Source organism: Cohnella cholangitidis (assembly GCF_014107495.1).
GTDB lineage: Bacteria > Bacillota > Bacilli > Paenibacillales > Paenibacillaceae > Cohnella > Cohnella cholangitidis.
The window spans coordinates 5,706,865-5,723,213 of record NZ_CP041969.1 but is presented as its reverse complement, the minus strand read 5'-3'; the positions used below and the strand labels follow the sequence as shown (position 1 = coordinate 5,723,213).

Genomic DNA, 16,349 nt, shown 5'->3' with positions numbered 1-16,349 from the left:
AAGTCGACCGTGGCGGATAGCCCTTGTTTTCTAGCGGCAAGTATTCGTTAGAACCACACATTCGTGACGACAATCAGCAACACGAACGAAAGCGCGGACAGCCCCATGAACATGCCGCCTTGTTTTTTCCTTAACTGAAAGAAGCGCAGTACGCCTAAGCTCAAAAAAGAACCGATCAGCATGATGAAGATAATTCCCGTAATGAACAACTCGGGAGATACCTCCGTTACGTCGACCTCACCCATTCTCAATACCCCCGTTTACAATAAAACAAGCCGTCTCTTTCCTTCCACTAGCATTATACCGATTTACGATTGGATAAACAATTCGTATTCCGACTTTTCCGGGGGCCTTCTCTTAAATCGAATGACTAACGCCCGATCTTTGTCCAAGACGGCCTTACCCGAACGTGCGTACACTAGGCAAGGGAAACGCGCTACCCGTTTCTTATCGCCCGGAAGCCCGACTATCCTAAGCCGGTCGGGGGTCGCGAAGAGCTGCAGTTGCTTAAGATCGACTTCGGGAGTCAACCGGATGGTTACGCTGACGGTTTTGGCGTTTTGCTTCGTCTCCATCGGGAATGTGCTCTTGCTTTGGGTACGCGCCGCGTTCTTCGAGTTTTGCAAAATGTCTTTGACATATTGATTCAACCAATCGGAATGTCCTCCTCGGTCCCAATCGGCCGCCAGCTTCCAAGGGATGTCCTTGCCCAGCCAGCGCTGAATGTCCTTCCAGTCCGGAAGCGGTCCACTATCGAAAAAAGAACTCACGATTCAATCCCTCCAACGGCCAAACGGCGAGGCGAACGAGGAAGCACCTATCGACACCACCGCCCAGATTTTATTTTTTAACATATGTATGAGCCATTCCTCCTGTGCGCATAACGATTGCTAGATCGTACCGACGAACCTCTGGGCGTCTGCCTTCATACACTGTTCTATGAGCCTAGAACGAAGGAGTCGTTATGCCCATGCCTTGCATTGTTGGCAACGTCAAAATTCTTAGCGTCGGCAGCGGCAGCGTCGTACAGTTCGGGGATACGCTCCAAATTTCCCCGACTAGCACATCCAAAACCTATGCAGGCTCCGGTTCCTTCCTCACGGGGGATCTATCGCGAAGCAACAACGCCGTAAACGCAACGAATACCAACGATCCTGACGTTCAGGACTCCTCCGACAATACGATAGGAGGAAACTCGGGGGTTATCTGATGAATTGGAACATACATCAAACGATAACGATAGGCCAGCTTAGAATAGACGGCGTGACCAACTCCTCCGTGCTGCAGATCGGAAGCGCCGGCAGCATCCAGGCATTATCCCAGCTATATAATACCGGAGGCTTCACGGGACCGGCTCCGGAGCTGGATGAGCTGGGCGAGGCGAGCAGCGCCTTATCCTTAGTGCCGCTCCCCAATCCAACATGAAAGAGGGGATTCCGATGCAGATGCAGATGCCGATGCAGCAGCCTCGCCATTGGAACGTCGTATATCCCCAAAACGGATATCCGCAGCCGCTCCAAGCACCCGTCGGTTCGAATTGGACGGAGCTCCTTCAACGACTCCACCAATCCGAGTTGAAACTTCAGCAGGTGGTCGACCAGTTGGCGAGTATGCAAAAGCAATTAGACGATCTGAAAAACAAGCCCCCGCTGCACATCGAATATCACTTCGACCAGTTAAAAGTGAATCGCCTGGAGGGTACGCTGAACGTCGGCTTATCCCCTCAAGGCATCCAAGGGATTGAATCATTCGAAGCCCCCGATCCCTCTTGCTGGAACGTAAAGCAGGAGAAATCCGAAGGCGATCAATTGCCGATTGGCGCCCTGCAAAACGAAATGTCCGACTATATGAATAACGACGCTTCGTGGGTTCTCCAAGATCTGGAAAAGCAATTCGGAATTAGGCTGGAGGATGATCATCGGAGAAAAATAGTCGAAGACGTGAAGAAGCAGCTGAACGATCGCGTACGATTCTATGCGACTACGATAGCCTATCCGGACAAAGGAACGGATGACGAACGGAAGCGCTGGAACGAATCGGTCAAGGAAAAAACCCGCCGGGATATTCAAGCCGCGTTCTCGGCGTACTTGAGCAAACAGATCAAAACGGAACCGCAGAAAGGAGAATCGGCGTCATCATGACAGCCCCGCCGCCTTATAACCTTAACGTCACCAACGGTCCCGTCTGCGTAGGTTCGATTCGCCTGGTCGGCGTATCCAGTTCTTCCGCCCTTCTGCTAGGCGATACCGAATCGCTAACGTTGTATTCCTACTTCGATACGCCTCCGGAATCCGTCATCGTCGGGCCTTTAGCCCCTCTCCCTGCCCCGCCGGAAGAGGAGCTTTAATGAGTATCCAGTACAGATGCACGACTTTAGCTTGCCTCTTCGTCAATACGGTCAGCTCTTCAAGCACGGTGCAATTGGGAGACGGCCGGAAGAATGATCTCACATCCAAAGCTTTGGCCATTCAGCGCGCCGTGCCTAACAACGTAGAGGACGAATACCGCTTTGCCTCGTACCGAATTTTCTCGCTTCCCAAGCTCACGTTGCTGCCCTGCGCGAATGTTCGATTTCAAAGCCGATCTCCTCTTCCATGCCTTGAAGTCGGCTCGGTCAGAACGCTCGGCGTATCGGCCTCTTCTATATTGCGCGTAGGCAATACCGGTCCTTTGCAAGCCGTTGCCCGAATTAAACACATTCGCCATTTCAATGATCGGGGCATTCGCTGAAAAACAGGGAATATCCGCCCTCCCGGTACAAACGTACAGGATTCCGGTCGCCCCCCGCCATATGCTGACATTGTGATTCGCCATCACACACAACACGAGAACACGGGAGGTTTTCAACAATGGGTTATCCGGTTGCAGGCGCAGCTACTGGTTGTGGGTGCGGTCCTTCTTACGGAGGGGGCATGAGCGCTGCCGCTTTCGCGTTAGTTCTCTTTATCCTCTTGGTCATCATCCTAAGGGCTGGTTATTGATCGACTAATCATTCCACATAAAAACACCTTGCCCGACGGCAAGGTGTTTTTACGTCCATCTATCCGGAAGTCGCCGGAGTAATCTGCCCGAGCTTCAGCGCAAGATGCAGCTGCAGGCGGTCTTCGGGATCGTCCAAGGAGACGCCCAGAATCGACTGGACTTTCTCCAGACGGTAAACGATCGTATTATAATGCGCGTACAGCTTCTCCGATGTCAGCTTAATGTTACCGTTGCATTGGAAGAACATCTCTAAGGTTTCCATAAGCCTGCCGCCGCCCTTGCGGTCCGCCTGCTGCAAAGGCAAGGCGAAGCGGCTAATAAACTGCTCCCTTTCCTCTCCCGAAGGGATGAGATAGAGCAAAGAGTAGACGCCCAGCCCGTCGTATGCCACGACTTCCCCGGTCAGCCTGCACACCTCGGCGACTTGGCGAGCCCGCTTAGCTTGAGCCCAGCTGCCTTGAAGTCCATCCGATCTCTCGGTGACCCTTCCGGCGAATAACATCAGCTCGCGATCGCCGAGCAAAATTCGAAGCTCCATCAGCAGCCGTCGGATCAGTTGCGAGCTTATTTCATCCCTTTCCGCGCCCGCGGGCACGTTCGGCACGATCGGCAGCACCAAAGCCAGGTCGTCGCCGATCGGAGCGGCCAGCAAGCCGTCCACGGAACGCAACCGCTCGGATCGAAGCCTTCTCGCCACCTCTCTAAGCTTCTCGGGAGGTTCCGGAGTCCTCCAGCCGACCAGAATCGCGCACATCGGCGTGCCTTCCGGTATCGGGCAGCCGCATACGTCTGCTCTTAGCTTCCAGTCCGCCTGAGAGACGATTTTGCCGGAAAGCCAATCCTGCAGAAATTGGTCAAGATACTTTCCCTCCACCTCGCGAACCGCTTCCACGTTAGCGAGTTCAAGTCCCACTAGCGAGGAGAGCCGATCCACGCTGAGCGCGTCGATCGGCTGTATGTCCCGATTACGCTCCACTAACACCAAACAAGCTTGCTTCATCTTTCTTGTCGGAATCTGGTGGACGTACGTCCGGTAAGCGTTCTGCAGATGCATAAACCCGTTGCTCGCGCCCCTGCCGACCTGCCGAAATGTGAGCGACTGAAGAAGCGGCCATACTTCCGTCGATTCCGTGCTTCTCAAACTTTTGGACAACCAAGGCTTTTCGTTCTCCCTCACGACCGCTACCGGATTGTCCAGCATATCCTCCATCGCATCCAAGAACGCGTAAAGCCCGTTCCCTTCCAGAAGCAATCTCGTCATGTTTTGTATGCGAATCTGCAAGTCGGCGAGTTGCGAGGTTTCCTGCGCCAACACTCGTTCCATAACCATCTTAACCATCGCCGATAATGAGGTTTCTCCCTGTATTTCGATCAGAGGCAGCCCGGCCTTCTCGGCATCCGCGATAATCTCGGGCGGGACTCGGTCATTGGAATGTTTCTTATGGATTCCAAGGGCGGCGACGCCCCTTATGACGGAATCCGGCACGAGCTGTTTCAGCCGATCCGGCTCTTCCTGGAAAGAATAACCGGACAGAATAAGAAGCTCTCCCGGATTCACCATGGAGATCATGTCAGGAATCTCTACAACGTTTACCCGGGTGATGGCTCTGCGTATGCCTTGAATGCCCGCGAGCAACCGCGCATCCTTCAACAAAGGAAAGGCGAGCAATTCCTCTACCGTAAGTACGGAGTATTCCGAATAGCTTCCTGGGAGCATTTCTTTACGCGGAATCATGGCCATAAGACAGCCTCCTTCTTCTATGCCCAACAGTCAATTTATATGACGCAAATGATTGCATTTCATTTATTAGCACTCTTATGTAATATAATATTACATAATTAGTTGAAAGTCTTTATAGTATTCCACTAGTAATATGGAGTAAATTGTATTGTTTTTTACTATTTCGAATCGGTTCCGCTTGAAATACATTACTTCCGATGACATGTTTCAATAGCTTCTAAACGAGTTTCATCCCCGCCGAGACAACTTTCGGGAAGTCTCCTCATTACTTGTCGAAACCGTTAGGAGAGTGCTATTGTAAACAATTAATACATTTCGCCAAGCGGAAAGAGGAGATCCCGTTGCTGCCAACGTCTTCGCCCACTCATCGGAAGAGATGGAATATTTCGACTATTCTAATCGTTTCTTTCGTCATTATGATTTCTCTCCCCATAAGCTTGATCGCCGCTTATTCCGTTAGATCCTTCAATACGATTCTGCTGGATAACGCGACGTCGCGAGCCATGCAGACGCTGGAACAAATCTCGTATACGGTAGACGCCAAGCTGCGGCTGATGAAAAACACGATCGCGACGATCGCCAACGATCGCGGAATGATTATCGCCGCTTCCTCCGCCCATTTTTCGGAATCGAGGCAAGATCAGCTCGAATTAAGCAGAAAGCTCGAATCCAATTTGCATAGTTACTTCCACTACACTCCCGACGTTCTATCCGTAGTGTTCACTTTTAACGACAACGGGGCTGCGAGCTACAAACAAAACTTATCCATTGACGAAGCAGGAATGCGCGCTCAACCTTGGTATCAAGAGATTCTTCATGACAAAAATAAAGTGCATATCATGGGAGCCGAGACGAATTCGGGCATGTTCAACGATAACGATAACTACATAAGCGTCGCGGTTGCCCCGAACTACAGTATGACTTTCTTCAAAGTGGAAATGATTTATTTCGTTTTTAACGCGGCCGAAATCACGGAACTCCTCAAAACCGAAGTTTCCGATGCCGGAGACGGCTTCGTCCTGAATGCATCCGGCTCTGTCGTCGCTTCGACTAACGAAGCCGCGATGAAAGACGGCCTAAGCTCGAACCCCCACTTCCGGCAAGCGATCGCGGGAACAAGCGGCAATTACGTAGAGAATATCGACGGCAGACAATCGTTCATCGTCTATCGCTCCTCCGAGCAAGGGTTCAAGTACATTCAAGTCTATTCGTATAGCAACATGGTAGAGCAAATCAACACGATGTATAAGCGGATATTGGCGCTGTCCGCCGCCGGCCTGATCGTATTCCTGCTCGTCTCCTATCTGCTCGTACGCAGCATCGTTAAACCGATCGGTTCGCTCGTGAATCAGATGGCTGCCGTTAAAGCTGGCAACCTCAAGGCTAAGATCAAGGAATCCGGCCCTATCGAAACCTACGTGCTCGGAGTGACATTCAATGAGATGGTGTCCCGACTGAAATCGTCGATCCAAGAAATCGAGGACAAGGAAACCCAGAAAAGGCTAGCGGAGATCGCCTCCCTTCAATCGCAGATCAACCCGCATTTCCTGTTGAACACCTTAAATACGATTAAGCTGATGGCCAGCATCTCGAATGCGGTCAATATCCAGAAAATGACCGAAGCGTTGACCAAGCTTCTCTCTTCCGCCTTCAATCGCGGCGGCATGTATACGACCGTCGAGGAAGAAATCAAGCTGCTCGACTATTACGTGCAGATCATGAAGATCAGGTACGGAGACCAGTTCGACATCCGCTATGAGATCGATCCCGAGACGAGCTCGAACCGAATTTTGAAGCTGTTGTTGCAGCCGATCGTCGAGAATGCCATTATCCACGGTCTTCACGAGAGGGAGACGAGAGGGTTAATCCTCGTGTCCGGCGAAACCCGTCGACACGATTGCCAAATCGTTATTCGCGACAACGGGAGAGGAATGAGCCCCGAGGTATTGCGTAAGTTGCTGGATTCTACGGAAACGAACGTTCAAGAAAGCTTTAACGGCATCGGTTTGAAGAACGTCCATGACCGGTTGAGATTGAACTACGGCCCTCTATACGGCATCACCATAGAGAGCGAGCCGAATCAGGGAACGACCGTCACGGTCGTATGGCCTAATCTTCGAGGAGATGACAAAGATGCTTAGAGTATTAATCGTGGACGACGAGCCGATCTATAGGCTCGCGTTAAGGGAACTCATACGTTGGGACGAATACGGATGCGAGATCGCCGGAGAAGCTTCGAACGGTAAGGACGCGTTAAGAATGATCGCTCCGCATCGCATCGACTTGGTCATCGCCGACATTCAGATGCCCATCCTTTCCGGCATCGAGTTTCTGAAGCAGCTAAGAGAGACGGAAGAAGGCAGGAAAACGGCCGTTATCGTTCTAAGCGCTTATTCCCAGTACGATTACGTCCGCCAAGCCTTCGTATACGGCGCGCACGACTACATCATCAAAGAGGATCTGAACGCGGAGCATGTCGGGGAAGTCATTCAGAAGACGGTTCGCAAAATAGGCGAAGCGAACGACCTCCAAGAGCAGAAACAGCTAGAAAGCCTTGCGCGCGTAGAGCAGATCAGGGAAGAAACGTTTCGTTCGCTGATTTTGTCGGAACAAACCCTGACGGAGGAAGAAGACGCAGGTTCCGAATGGCTATTATCCTCGGCAGGTTCCCGGCATATCGTAAGTTGCTTGCTAATCGACCGGCAATCCCATCAAGGGGACAAGGATTTGGACAAGCACCGCAGCCGCCTGATCGCCCATTCTATTCGCCAAGTCGCGGACGTCTATCGCGTGGATTCCGTCATCTCCCAAATCGGCAAACGGGAATATGCGCTATTATTCCGCATTCCGGGACAGATCGGAGAACTTCAAGCCCGAGAGATCGTTTCCGAGATGGCAAACAAGATCATTCACCATATACGCGACTATATGAATCTGGAGACGACCCTAGGCATATCGCGAATTTGCGGACATTATTCGTCTTGGGGAGAACAGCATAAGCTAGCCAAGCAATGGGCGGAAGCCAGATTCTATCTCGGTTCCGGGCGAGCTTATTTCGAAGAGGATATTACCGTGTATCCGAGTACCCTTCCGAATCCCGTCTGGAACGCCCCCCAGCTGTTGCGTCATTTAGAAACCGGCAATCCGGAGTGGCGGAAGCTGCTGGATGAGGGCATGGCCGTTCTCGCCAACGCATGCGGAGTTCCCGTCGAGCAAACGTTGCACGTATACCAGGCGCTGCTCTGGGAAATCAGTTCGTTGCTCTATTCCAAAGGACTTAACTGGGTCAGCATCGGCGAACAAGAATCTCCCGTCGAGCGATTAGCGCATTACGAGCAGGCGAGTCAGTTGAATATCTCGTTCCGCTCGCTCATTCAATCCGTCTTCGATAACGTCGATCCCAAAAAAAGGATCCTGGAAAACTCTCCGCCGTTAGTCGATAAGGTGAAAAAGTGGATCGACCGGCACTATCAGGAACCGATTTCTTTGTTGAGCGCTAGCGAAGCCGTCGGAATCAGCGAAAGTTATTTAAGCAAAATTTTCGCCAAGGAAACCGGGGAAACGTTCGTCGAATACGTAACGCGCACAAGAGTAGAACAGGCTATCCTGTTCATGAGCAGCGGAATGAAAATCTACGAAATCGCCGAGAAAGTCGGTTATCCGAACCAAGGCCATTTCAGCAAAATTTTCAAAAAAGTAACCGGAAAAACGCCGCTTGAATATCGGGAAGAGAAATTATCCAAGTAATCTCTCTCCCGCGCCGAGGATAAAAAGAGAGAAAAAAAGAACAAGGATGTTCATATGAAAGCGCCCTCATTCCCGATACAATCAGTTTCGAAAGCGATTACAACCAACCACTGGGAGGGTTTACAAAATGAAAAGAAAGTCAAAAGTCACCCTGTTGCTGACGGCCATGCTCGCGTCGTTCACCGTCATTACGGCATGCGGCGGCAGCAACGAACAAGGGGCATCGTCCTCGTCTTCTCCATCGCCCGCGGCATCGCAGTCCGCATCCTCGTCCGCCAATAAAGAAAAAGTAACGTTAAAAATGGCGATTTGGGATGTCAACAACGATTTCCTTACTTATCTCGATGAAAAAGTCAAAGAATACACTGCGGTAGCTTCGAACGTAAAAGTCGAGCTGGAAACCTTCAAATCCGACGGAGACTATCTGCAAGCCATGAAGGTTCGCGCGACGGGCAACGAACTTCCCGACATCATGGGACTCAAGCCGAACTGGCTGCACGATTTTCAAGAACAATTGCTCCCGCTGGACGGAGAAGCGTATCTGGCCAAAAATAAATACGCGGATAAATTCGCGATAGACGGCAAAGTATACGCGGTTCCGATGATGGCGTTTCCCGAGCTCGTCTATTACCACCCGAGCATTTTCCAGGAGTTGAACCTGCAAGTTCCGACGACTTGGCCGCAATTCGTCGACGTTCTGACTAAAATCAAAGACAACAGCAAATACATCCCTTACGCCATGGGCGGCAAGGATGCATGGCCGGATTATCCGTTCAACGAATTTCTTCCGCAGATCGTATCCGGTTCCGAAAGCTATCTTAGCGACATGGCGAAGGACGATCAGCCTTTCTCCGAAGGCAAACCGTTCCACAAAGCGTATAAGCAAATCGAACAACTGTACTCCAGCAACGTCATGGGGCCCGATCCGCTGGGCATTAGTTGGGATCAAGCAACCGATCTGTTCTCTTCCAAGCAAGCTGCCGTCGTTGCCGCCGGATCGTGGTTCGCTCCTACTTACGAATCCAAGGTCGGCAATATCGACGACCTCGCCGCTTTCCCGATGCCTTATCGCGAATCGGAAAACGAACCGCTTAAGCTCATGATGTTTACCGACCACTTCTACGGCATTACGAACGGCTCGGATCATCAAGACGAAGCCAAAGCGTTCCTAACCTGGTTCTTCTCGCCTGACGTCTATCAAACTTACATCGACGCTCAGAAGCTCGTATCTACGTTCGAAGGCGTGGAGTCCAACGTTCCTTTCCTGAACGCGTTCTTCGCGAGCAACAAGAACGAATCGTTCAGCTATATTCCTGGAGATGCGGAATACACAAGAATTACGAACGCCATTCAATTGGACGTGAAGGCGATCGGCCAGGATATGATGGCCGGGAAGAAAGTAGACGACATCCTGCCTGACCTGAACGATAAATGGGCGAAAGCCAAAGCCTCCAAGTAATGAAGCTCGACCGCTAGCCTCCATAGACAAAATAGAAACCATTACGACTGGAGAAAGCCTCTTCCGAGGCTTTCTCCAAATGATTAAGGGGATGTGGAATGAGTTATTCGTTGCAAAAGAAGCTGGTCGTCGTCTCGTTTCTGTTCGTGCCGGTTACCCTGCTTCTCCTCTTCCTGCTCTATCCATCGCTTCGTTTGCTGCAATTCAGCTTGACGGATTGGAACGGAATCAGCAAGAGCTTTAACTACGTTGGCATTGACAATTACATTGACGCCTTCAAAAATCCGGACGTATGGAAAGCGCTCACTAACAACTTCCTTTATTTCGGCATTCACGCGGTTTTCATCCCGCTGGAAGTCATGGTGGCCGTATTCCTGAATAACAAGATGCGGGCAAGCAACTTTTTCAGATCCATCGTTTTTATGCCTTATATCTTAAACGGCGTAGCCGTCGCCTACTTGTTCAGCTTCCTCTACAACCCGATCAACGGCCCGATTAACGCTTTACTTGAAGCAATCGGATTGGAAAGCTGGATTCAAAACTGGTTAAGCGACAAAGGCGTCGTCAACTACTCGCTGATCGTCGTCTCCTTGTGGAGATTCAGCGGATTGCACGTCATCTTGTTTCTCGCCGGGCTGCAATCGATCCCGAACGATCTGTACGAAGCCGCGACGATCGACGGTGCCGGCCCCGTGAAAAAGTTCGTGCATATCACCCTCCCGGGCATCTCCCGAGTGATGGAAATCGTCCTGTTCTTGAACGTCCGGGGCGCCCTGCAAGTGTTCGATATTCCGTTCCTTATGACTCAAGGAGGACCGGGGCTTGCAAGTACGACCTTTACGGTATATACCATTCAAACGGCATTTAAGTACAATAATTACGGTCTTGCCTCGTCGTTGGCGATTATCCTTATGCTGATGATCATTTTGTTCAGTTACTTCCAAAGCAAATTGTTCAAAGGGAAAGGGGATTAACATGAAACTTAACGCACAAACCCGTTCCCTCCCGTTAATGTATCTCTTGTTCGCGTTCATCTCCGTCATCGTGCTTTTTCCGATCCTGATCAACGTTTTGACAGCCTTCAAGTCGCCGGGGGATCTCATGAGCTCGTCTCCGCTCGCCTTACCCAAAACCTGGAGCTTCGACAATCTGAAGACGGCTTTCGAAAAAGGGAATATGCTGATCGGATTCAAAAATACGGGTATTCTGGTCTTGGTCAGCGTGTTCCTGAACACGATTCTCGGGGCGATGACGGCCTACGTTCTGAACCGCTTCGATTTCCGCTTCAAGAAGGTCATCATGGGCATGTTCATCGTTGCCATGGTCGTTCCGTTCTACACGACGGAAGTAGCTCGGTTTCAGATTATCAAAAGCTTCGGATTATATGATTCGTTAGGCGCGCCGCTGCTCATCTACGCCGGAACCGACTTGTTGCAAATCTTCATTTTCTTGCAATTCATCGAGAAAATCTCGTCGCAGCTGGACGAGAGCGCGATGATCGACGGGGCGTCCTATGTCAGTATCTTTACTCGAATTCTCTTCCCTTTATTGCTGCCGGCATCCGCGACTCTCGGCATCATCAAAGCGGTCGATATCATGAACGACATGTACATTCCCTATTTGTACATGCCTTCCAAAGAACTGCATACGTTATCGACGTCGCTGATGTCGTTCGTCGGGCAACGGGCTTCCAGTTTCGAGCAGCTATCCGCGGCCATTCTAATCGTACTGATCCCGACGTTGCTGCTCTATTTATTCCTTCAACGATACGTTTTCTCGGGAATTACCGCCGGAGCGGTCAAGGAATAATCGTTGTCCATACGATAATAAAAACAGCCCCGGTTGTCCGTTGCTTCGAACGGGACGATCGGGGCTGTCGATTTATTCGCTCATCGGGTCGGTTGCCCGCAAGCCGGACAATAATGACTATCCGCGTATAAAGGCGTACCGCAGCTATTGCAAATCTGGCGCTGGTCGACATGAGCCTTGACAGGCTCATCTTCCTGCGCCGTCTCGGAGACGTCGTTCGAATCTTCGGGAACGACGGGGTCTACCTGTACCGGAGTTTTCTCCAACTCGACCGGTATCGGATCCGGGAACCGATTGCCGCAGGATGGACAGAACCGGGTATCTTCCGGCAACCGTTTGCCGCACACGCAATCCTTCTCGTTGCGAATCGATTTGATCCGATCGTTCAAGGCGTCGATCTCTAATCGAATAGCGGTGATTTCCTCGCATCTCGTAACCACCTTCGATTGCGCCAAAGACAAGTCGTGGGCTTGATATCCATCGTATACGGATTCGCCGATGAGAGCGAACAATTTTTCGATTTCCTTGCGTTTGCCGGATATTTGCGAGTTTAATCTCGTGATCTCGACGGTTTGTTGCGCTTTCTCGGTTGCCGTTGTTACTCCTTTGCTAACCGTGTCCGTAATCTTCTTAAAGAAACTCATCCTCACTCACTCCTCTCTATGCCTATTATCTCATACGGCGCAGCTTTTATCATGGTTCCATAAGTCTTAATTCAGCGAACAACAAAACGACTCCTCCGCGGCCGAAATCGGCTTGCGCGAGGAGTCGCCCTGTATTCTTATCCCTTATGCGTCTAATTTAATGATCCACAAGTCCCGGCCTGCGAGCTCGACATCGCCCGTCAGACGTTTATCGGTCAATAAATCGGTCCCGGCCTGAAGACCCAGAGAAACTCGGGAAGCTTCGGCGTTATGATTCAACACGAACAGGTACTTCGCTCCGTCCTTCTCGCGCAACGATGTTTCAATGCCTACGGGAGAGGAAGCCACTAACGGTTCGATTCCGCGCTCGGCGCAGAGCTTAGGCAGCCAATCTTGAAGGAATGCCGCTTCGGGACTCGTCGCCACGTACCAAGCTTCCCCCGCACCGAATTTATTCACCGTCAACGCCGGCATTCCTTTGTAGAAGTCTTCTCCGTACTCGGCCACTACGGAAGAGCCTTCGGGATGAATCAGATCGCACAGCATCCCGCAGCCGTAAGACTCCTTCAACCCTTCGGACGAAGCGGTCACGATCATCCGATTGCTCTGGGAAGGAAGCAAAGCATCGATTTCCTCCGACCAGATGCCGAGCAATTTCCGCAGCTCGCCTGGGTATCCGCCAAGCGTAACGATATCGTTCTCGTTGACGATTCCGCTGAAATAAGTCGTAATGAACGAGCCTCCAGCTTGAACGTACTCTTCCAGTTTTTTGGCAACGCCTGACTTGACCATGTACATTACGGGAGCAATAACGAGGTCGTACCCGCTAAAATCCGCATCCACGCCGATCACGTCTACGGCAATGTTCGCTTGGTAGAGCGCGTCATAGTATTTATGCAGCTCTTCCACGTATTTCAACGCGATGGTCGGACCGCTGGACAGCTCCACCGCCCACCAGTTGTCCCAATCGAATAAGATCGCGACTTTCGCTTGGACACGCGAATCGAGAAGCGAATCTCCTAGCTTGAACAGTTCCGAACCAAGTTCCGCGCATTCCCGGAATACCCGCGTATTCTCGTTGCCGACATGCTCGATGACAGCCCCGTGATATTTCTCGCAAGCTCCGATAGAACGGCGCAATTGGAAGAACATGACCGTATCCGCGCCGCGGGCAACCGCTTGATAGCTCCACAGCCTCATGACTCCCGGGCGTTTCAAGGAGTTGTACGGCTGCCAGTTTTGCTGGCTTGGCGTCTGCTCCATCAGCATGAACGGCTGACCTTCTTTAAGACCGCGCATGAGATCGTGCATCATCGCCGTATAGCTGTAAGGCGTGTCCAACGACGGGTAGTTGTCCCACGAGACGACGTCCATATGCTTGGCCCATTTATGGTAGTCTAACTCCTTGAACGCGCCCATCAGATTCGTCGTAACCGGAATGTTCGGCGTGAACTTCTTAACCGCGTCGTATTCCAGCTTGTACGCTTCTAACAGGCTGTCCGATTGGAACCGGCAGTAATCGAGCGAGATTCCTTGAAAATTCGTCGCCGTGCGTCCGTTCCAGCTTCTCCACTCTTCGCTCAGCACGTTCGGAGGCACGATCTCGTCCCAATCGTAGAACGTATGGCCCCAGAAACTGGCGTTCCAAGCTTTGTTCACCGCCGCGATCGAACCGTAACGCTTTTGCAGCCATGCGCGGAATGCTTCCGCGCAATTATCGCAGTAGCAATAACCGCCGTATTCGTTGGAAATATGCCAGATAAGAAGCGCGGGATGATCCTTGTAACGTTCCGCGAGCTTCTCCGCCATCCGAACCGAATACTTCCGATACGTCGGGCTGTTCGGGCAAGAGTTATGGCGTCCGCCGAACTTCCGTTTGCGGCCTTCGAAATCGACGCGCAAGACGTCCGGGTATTTTTTCGCCATCCAAGCAGGGTGAGCCGCCGTGCTCGTCGCCAAGCATACGCCCACGCCGTCCGCGTGAAGCTTGTCCATCATTTCGTCGAGCCAGCCGAACTCATAAGTATCTTCATCGGGTTGATTGTTAGCCCACGCGAATACGTTTAACGTAGCCACATCGATTCCCGCCAGCTTAAACATTCTTAAATCTTCATCCCAGACCGGCTTTTCCCATTGATCGGGGTTGTAATCTCCGCCATACCAGATTTTCGGTTTCTGAGCATTGATCATTCGGACACCTCATGTTCGCAATGTGGTAAAATGTCGTTCCTTCTCTTATTATATGTTTAATCAATCCGCTATCCTATATAATAAAAGCGAAATCACATATAACAATATGGAGGTTCAACCATGTTACGCAGAACCGTCTTTCCCACTCCGCCCGAGTCGTTGCCCTTGCAGATGGAAACGATCGGCGTGAACCCCGAACAAGAATATATTCATAGGCCGGAAGGATATCCTTGCTTCCATTGGCTCCAGACGATCGAAGGAGAAGGAGAGATCAACGTTCAAGGAACCGTCTTCAAGCTTCCCGAGCGCTCGGGAGTTCTTCTCCATCCCCATGTCCAGCATTTCTATTTCGCCCGGAGCGCGATTTGGAAAACTTACTATGTCACCTTTACGGGTACGATGGCGTCCAGCCTCGCGATCGAACTGCACGGATCCCTATCCGACAAGATCCAGTGGGATCGGGACGATAACGAGATTACGCCGCAACTGGAACGCATTCTTCTGCTGGCCGAATCCGGCACGGATGCGTCGGGATGGAAAAGCTCCGCCGAATTGTATCGTTTCCTAACCTTGCTCAAAACAAACGGAAGAAAAAACCATCTCCCCTCCTTGTCGCGCAGATTGGAGCGGATTCAGCAATTGCTCGATTGGCTGGAAATAGAATATGCCAACCCCGACCTGGGGTTGGCAAAAATGGCCGAGCGGCTGAACATCGGAGTACGACAACTCAACGAGAGGTTCCGCGAATTGTTCGGTCAAACCGCTTACGCTTATTTAATTCAGCTAAGGCTTCGCAAAGCGAAGGAATGGCTGCCCGCCCGTCCGGAATGGACGGTTCGCCAGATCGGCGAGGCGGTCGGGTTCCGCGATGCCAGCCACTTCGTCGCCACCTTCCGCCAGAAAGAAGGCATGACTCCCGAGAAATATCGGAGGCTTCACGGTTCGACTCCCTTATAACAAACTTAAGCGCCTATTTCATAACCGCAGAACGTTTGAGATGGTGGCTTCCCAGCAGGAAGAGCGTGACGTACACGATAAGAATAAGAGTACCGAACAAAATCGTGAATATCGCCGCGTTTCTGTTAATTCCCTCCACGATCCCGCCGATCAACCGGAACGGATTAAACAGCACGTCCCAGCTATTCAAGCGAATCACGCGACCCAGATAAACGCCGAAGCCTCCCAGAAAAGCGACGACCAACACGAAAATCCAGCCAAACCATGCGTTAACGTAGTAACTGACGATGGAATGAAAATGCCGCATGGAGAGATAACCTAGCAACAGGCCGCACCAAGAGAATAGGAAGAACAAAACAAGATCGTACCAGAAGCTTAATCCTTTATCTTGATGCGCGAAATAATTCGGGTTGGATACGAGATGTATGAAATCGGTCGTCAAATAAGGCGCATTAGGATATAGAAGCAGCCAAGCCGTCCCTAATAACGCAAGGCATACTGCTAAATCCCTTCCTTTGGCGATTCTAGCTAGCAGCAATGCCGACATCGAGACCAGCAACGGAAGCCAAGCAAGAAAAAGATTCCAAAGCAAGAAGCGATACTGGAAATAATCGACTTCTTGAATCTCGCGCACGTAGATGAGCAAACCGCATAATACCGACGTCCCGATCAATACGAAGAATAACGGATCGAAGATCGGCTTCGCGAATATCGGCACGTCAGGCCTTTCCATTAGTTGACCGCCTCCCTCGACAATATCGCCCTCAATATATACATTTTGTATCATTCCTGACAAAGATGCAATACCGAGAAACTTGTA

Annotated in this window: 18 protein-coding genes; 12 read left to right on the top strand and 6 right to left on the bottom strand. The window is 51.2% G+C overall.

Annotation, left to right across the window (positions count from 1 at the left end; translation table 11 throughout):
• Positions 1-47: 47 nt before the first annotated feature.
• Both FPL14_RS26045 and FPL14_RS26040 read right to left on the bottom strand, forming a co-directional pair.
• The gene (locus tag FPL14_RS26045; RefSeq protein ID WP_182300457.1) at positions 48-245 is read right to left on the bottom strand and encodes a hypothetical protein; all 198 of its coding nucleotides are present in this window, start codon (positions 243-245) and stop codon (positions 48-50) included.
• 63 nt (positions 246-308) lie between these two features.
• On the bottom strand, positions 309-770 hold the full coding sequence (locus FPL14_RS26040; RefSeq protein WP_182300456.1) for a hypothetical protein: 462 nt from the start codon (positions 768-770) through the stop codon (positions 309-311).
• 200 nt (positions 771-970) lie between these two features.
• Here FPL14_RS26040 and FPL14_RS26035 point away from each other — a divergent pair, with 200 nt between their 5' ends.
• From FPL14_RS26035 to FPL14_RS30160, 6 genes are all read left to right on the top strand, one after another.
• Positions 971-1,210, top strand: a complete 240-nt coding sequence (locus FPL14_RS26035) for a spore germination protein (protein WP_182300455.1) — start codon at positions 971-973, stop codon at positions 1,208-1,210.
• A complete protein-coding gene (locus FPL14_RS26030) occupies positions 1,210-1,425 on the top strand; it encodes a spore germination protein GerPB (protein WP_182300454.1) in 216 nt (71 codons plus the stop codon). Before FPL14_RS26035 ends, FPL14_RS26030 begins: the two co-directional genes overlap by 1 nt.
• A 14-nt stretch (positions 1,426-1,439) precedes the next feature.
• Complete coding sequence (gene gerPC, locus FPL14_RS26025) at positions 1,440-2,141, top strand: spore germination protein GerPC (RefSeq protein ID WP_182300453.1); 702 nt, start codon at positions 1,440-1,442, stop codon at positions 2,139-2,141.
• Entirely contained in the window at positions 2,138-2,347 is a 210-nt protein-coding gene (locus FPL14_RS26020) for a spore gernimation protein GerPD (RefSeq protein ID WP_182300452.1), read from the top strand. The genes gerPC and FPL14_RS26020 overlap by 4 nt, the downstream gene beginning before the upstream one ends.
• On the top strand, positions 2,347-2,730 hold the full coding sequence (locus FPL14_RS26015) for a spore germination protein GerPE (RefSeq protein WP_182300451.1): 384 nt from the start codon (positions 2,347-2,349) through the stop codon (positions 2,728-2,730). Before FPL14_RS26020 ends, FPL14_RS26015 begins: the two co-directional genes overlap by 1 nt.
• A 119-nt stretch (positions 2,731-2,849) precedes the next feature.
• Entirely contained in the window at positions 2,850-2,981 is a 132-nt protein-coding gene (locus FPL14_RS30160; protein ID WP_229263682.1) for an MYXO-CTERM sorting domain-containing protein, read from the top strand.
• A gap of 59 nt (positions 2,982-3,040) precedes the next feature.
• Here the strand turns inward: FPL14_RS30160 and FPL14_RS26010 are convergent, their stop codons facing one another.
• Entirely contained in the window at positions 3,041-4,723 is a 1,683-nt protein-coding gene (locus FPL14_RS26010) for a PucR family transcriptional regulator (RefSeq protein WP_182300450.1), read from the bottom strand.
• Positions 4,724-5,064: 341 nt separating this feature from the next.
• Here FPL14_RS26010 and FPL14_RS26005 point away from each other — a divergent pair, with 341 nt between their 5' ends.
• The 5 genes from FPL14_RS26005 to FPL14_RS25985 all read left to right on the top strand — a co-directional run bounded on the left by FPL14_RS26005 (position 5,065) and on the right by FPL14_RS25985 (position 11,738).
• Positions 5,065-6,864, top strand: a complete 1,800-nt coding sequence (locus FPL14_RS26005; protein WP_182300449.1) for a cache domain-containing sensor histidine kinase — start codon at positions 5,065-5,067, stop codon at positions 6,862-6,864.
• The gene (locus tag FPL14_RS26000; RefSeq protein ID WP_182300448.1) at positions 6,857-8,470 is read left to right on the top strand and encodes a response regulator transcription factor; all 1,614 of its coding nucleotides are present in this window, start codon (positions 6,857-6,859) and stop codon (positions 8,468-8,470) included. The genes FPL14_RS26005 and FPL14_RS26000 overlap by 8 nt, the downstream gene beginning before the upstream one ends.
• Positions 8,471-8,597: 127 nt before the next feature.
• Positions 8,598-9,929, top strand: a complete 1,332-nt coding sequence (locus FPL14_RS25995) for an ABC transporter substrate-binding protein (RefSeq protein ID WP_182300447.1) — start codon at positions 8,598-8,600, stop codon at positions 9,927-9,929.
• Positions 9,930-10,027: 98 nt separating this feature from the next.
• On the top strand, positions 10,028-10,903 hold the full coding sequence (locus FPL14_RS25990) for a carbohydrate ABC transporter permease (protein ID WP_182300446.1): 876 nt from the start codon (positions 10,028-10,030) through the stop codon (positions 10,901-10,903).
• A 1-nt stretch (position 10,904) separates the two neighbouring features.
• A complete protein-coding gene (locus FPL14_RS25985; protein WP_182300445.1) occupies positions 10,905-11,738 on the top strand; it encodes a carbohydrate ABC transporter permease in 834 nt (277 codons plus the stop codon).
• Between the two features lie 80 nt (positions 11,739-11,818).
• On the opposite strand, the gene FPL14_RS25980 is transcribed toward FPL14_RS25985, so the two are convergent.
• Together FPL14_RS25980 and FPL14_RS25975 are read right to left on the bottom strand one after the other, a co-directional pair.
• Positions 11,819-12,382, bottom strand: a complete 564-nt coding sequence (locus tag FPL14_RS25980; RefSeq protein WP_182300444.1) for a double zinc ribbon domain-containing protein — start codon at positions 12,380-12,382, stop codon at positions 11,819-11,821.
• A gap of 144 nt (positions 12,383-12,526) precedes the next feature.
• Entirely contained in the window at positions 12,527-14,572 is a 2,046-nt protein-coding gene (locus tag FPL14_RS25975) for a beta-galactosidase (protein WP_182300443.1), read from the bottom strand.
• A 120-nt stretch (positions 14,573-14,692) separates the two neighbouring features.
• On the opposite strand from FPL14_RS25975, the gene FPL14_RS25970 reads away from it, so the two are divergent.
• Positions 14,693-15,529 carry an AraC family transcriptional regulator gene (locus FPL14_RS25970; RefSeq protein WP_182300442.1) on the top strand — a complete coding sequence of 279 codons (837 nt, stop codon included), beginning with the start codon at positions 14,693-14,695 and terminating at the stop codon, positions 15,527-15,529.
• Positions 15,530-15,542: 13 nt separating this feature from the next.
• Here the strand turns inward: FPL14_RS25970 and FPL14_RS25965 are convergent, their stop codons facing one another.
• Positions 15,543-16,262: a DUF1361 domain-containing protein gene (locus FPL14_RS25965; RefSeq protein WP_182300441.1), complete on the bottom strand. Its 720-nt coding sequence runs from the start codon at positions 16,260-16,262 to the stop codon at positions 15,543-15,545.
• Positions 16,263-16,349 lie beyond the last annotated feature (87 nt).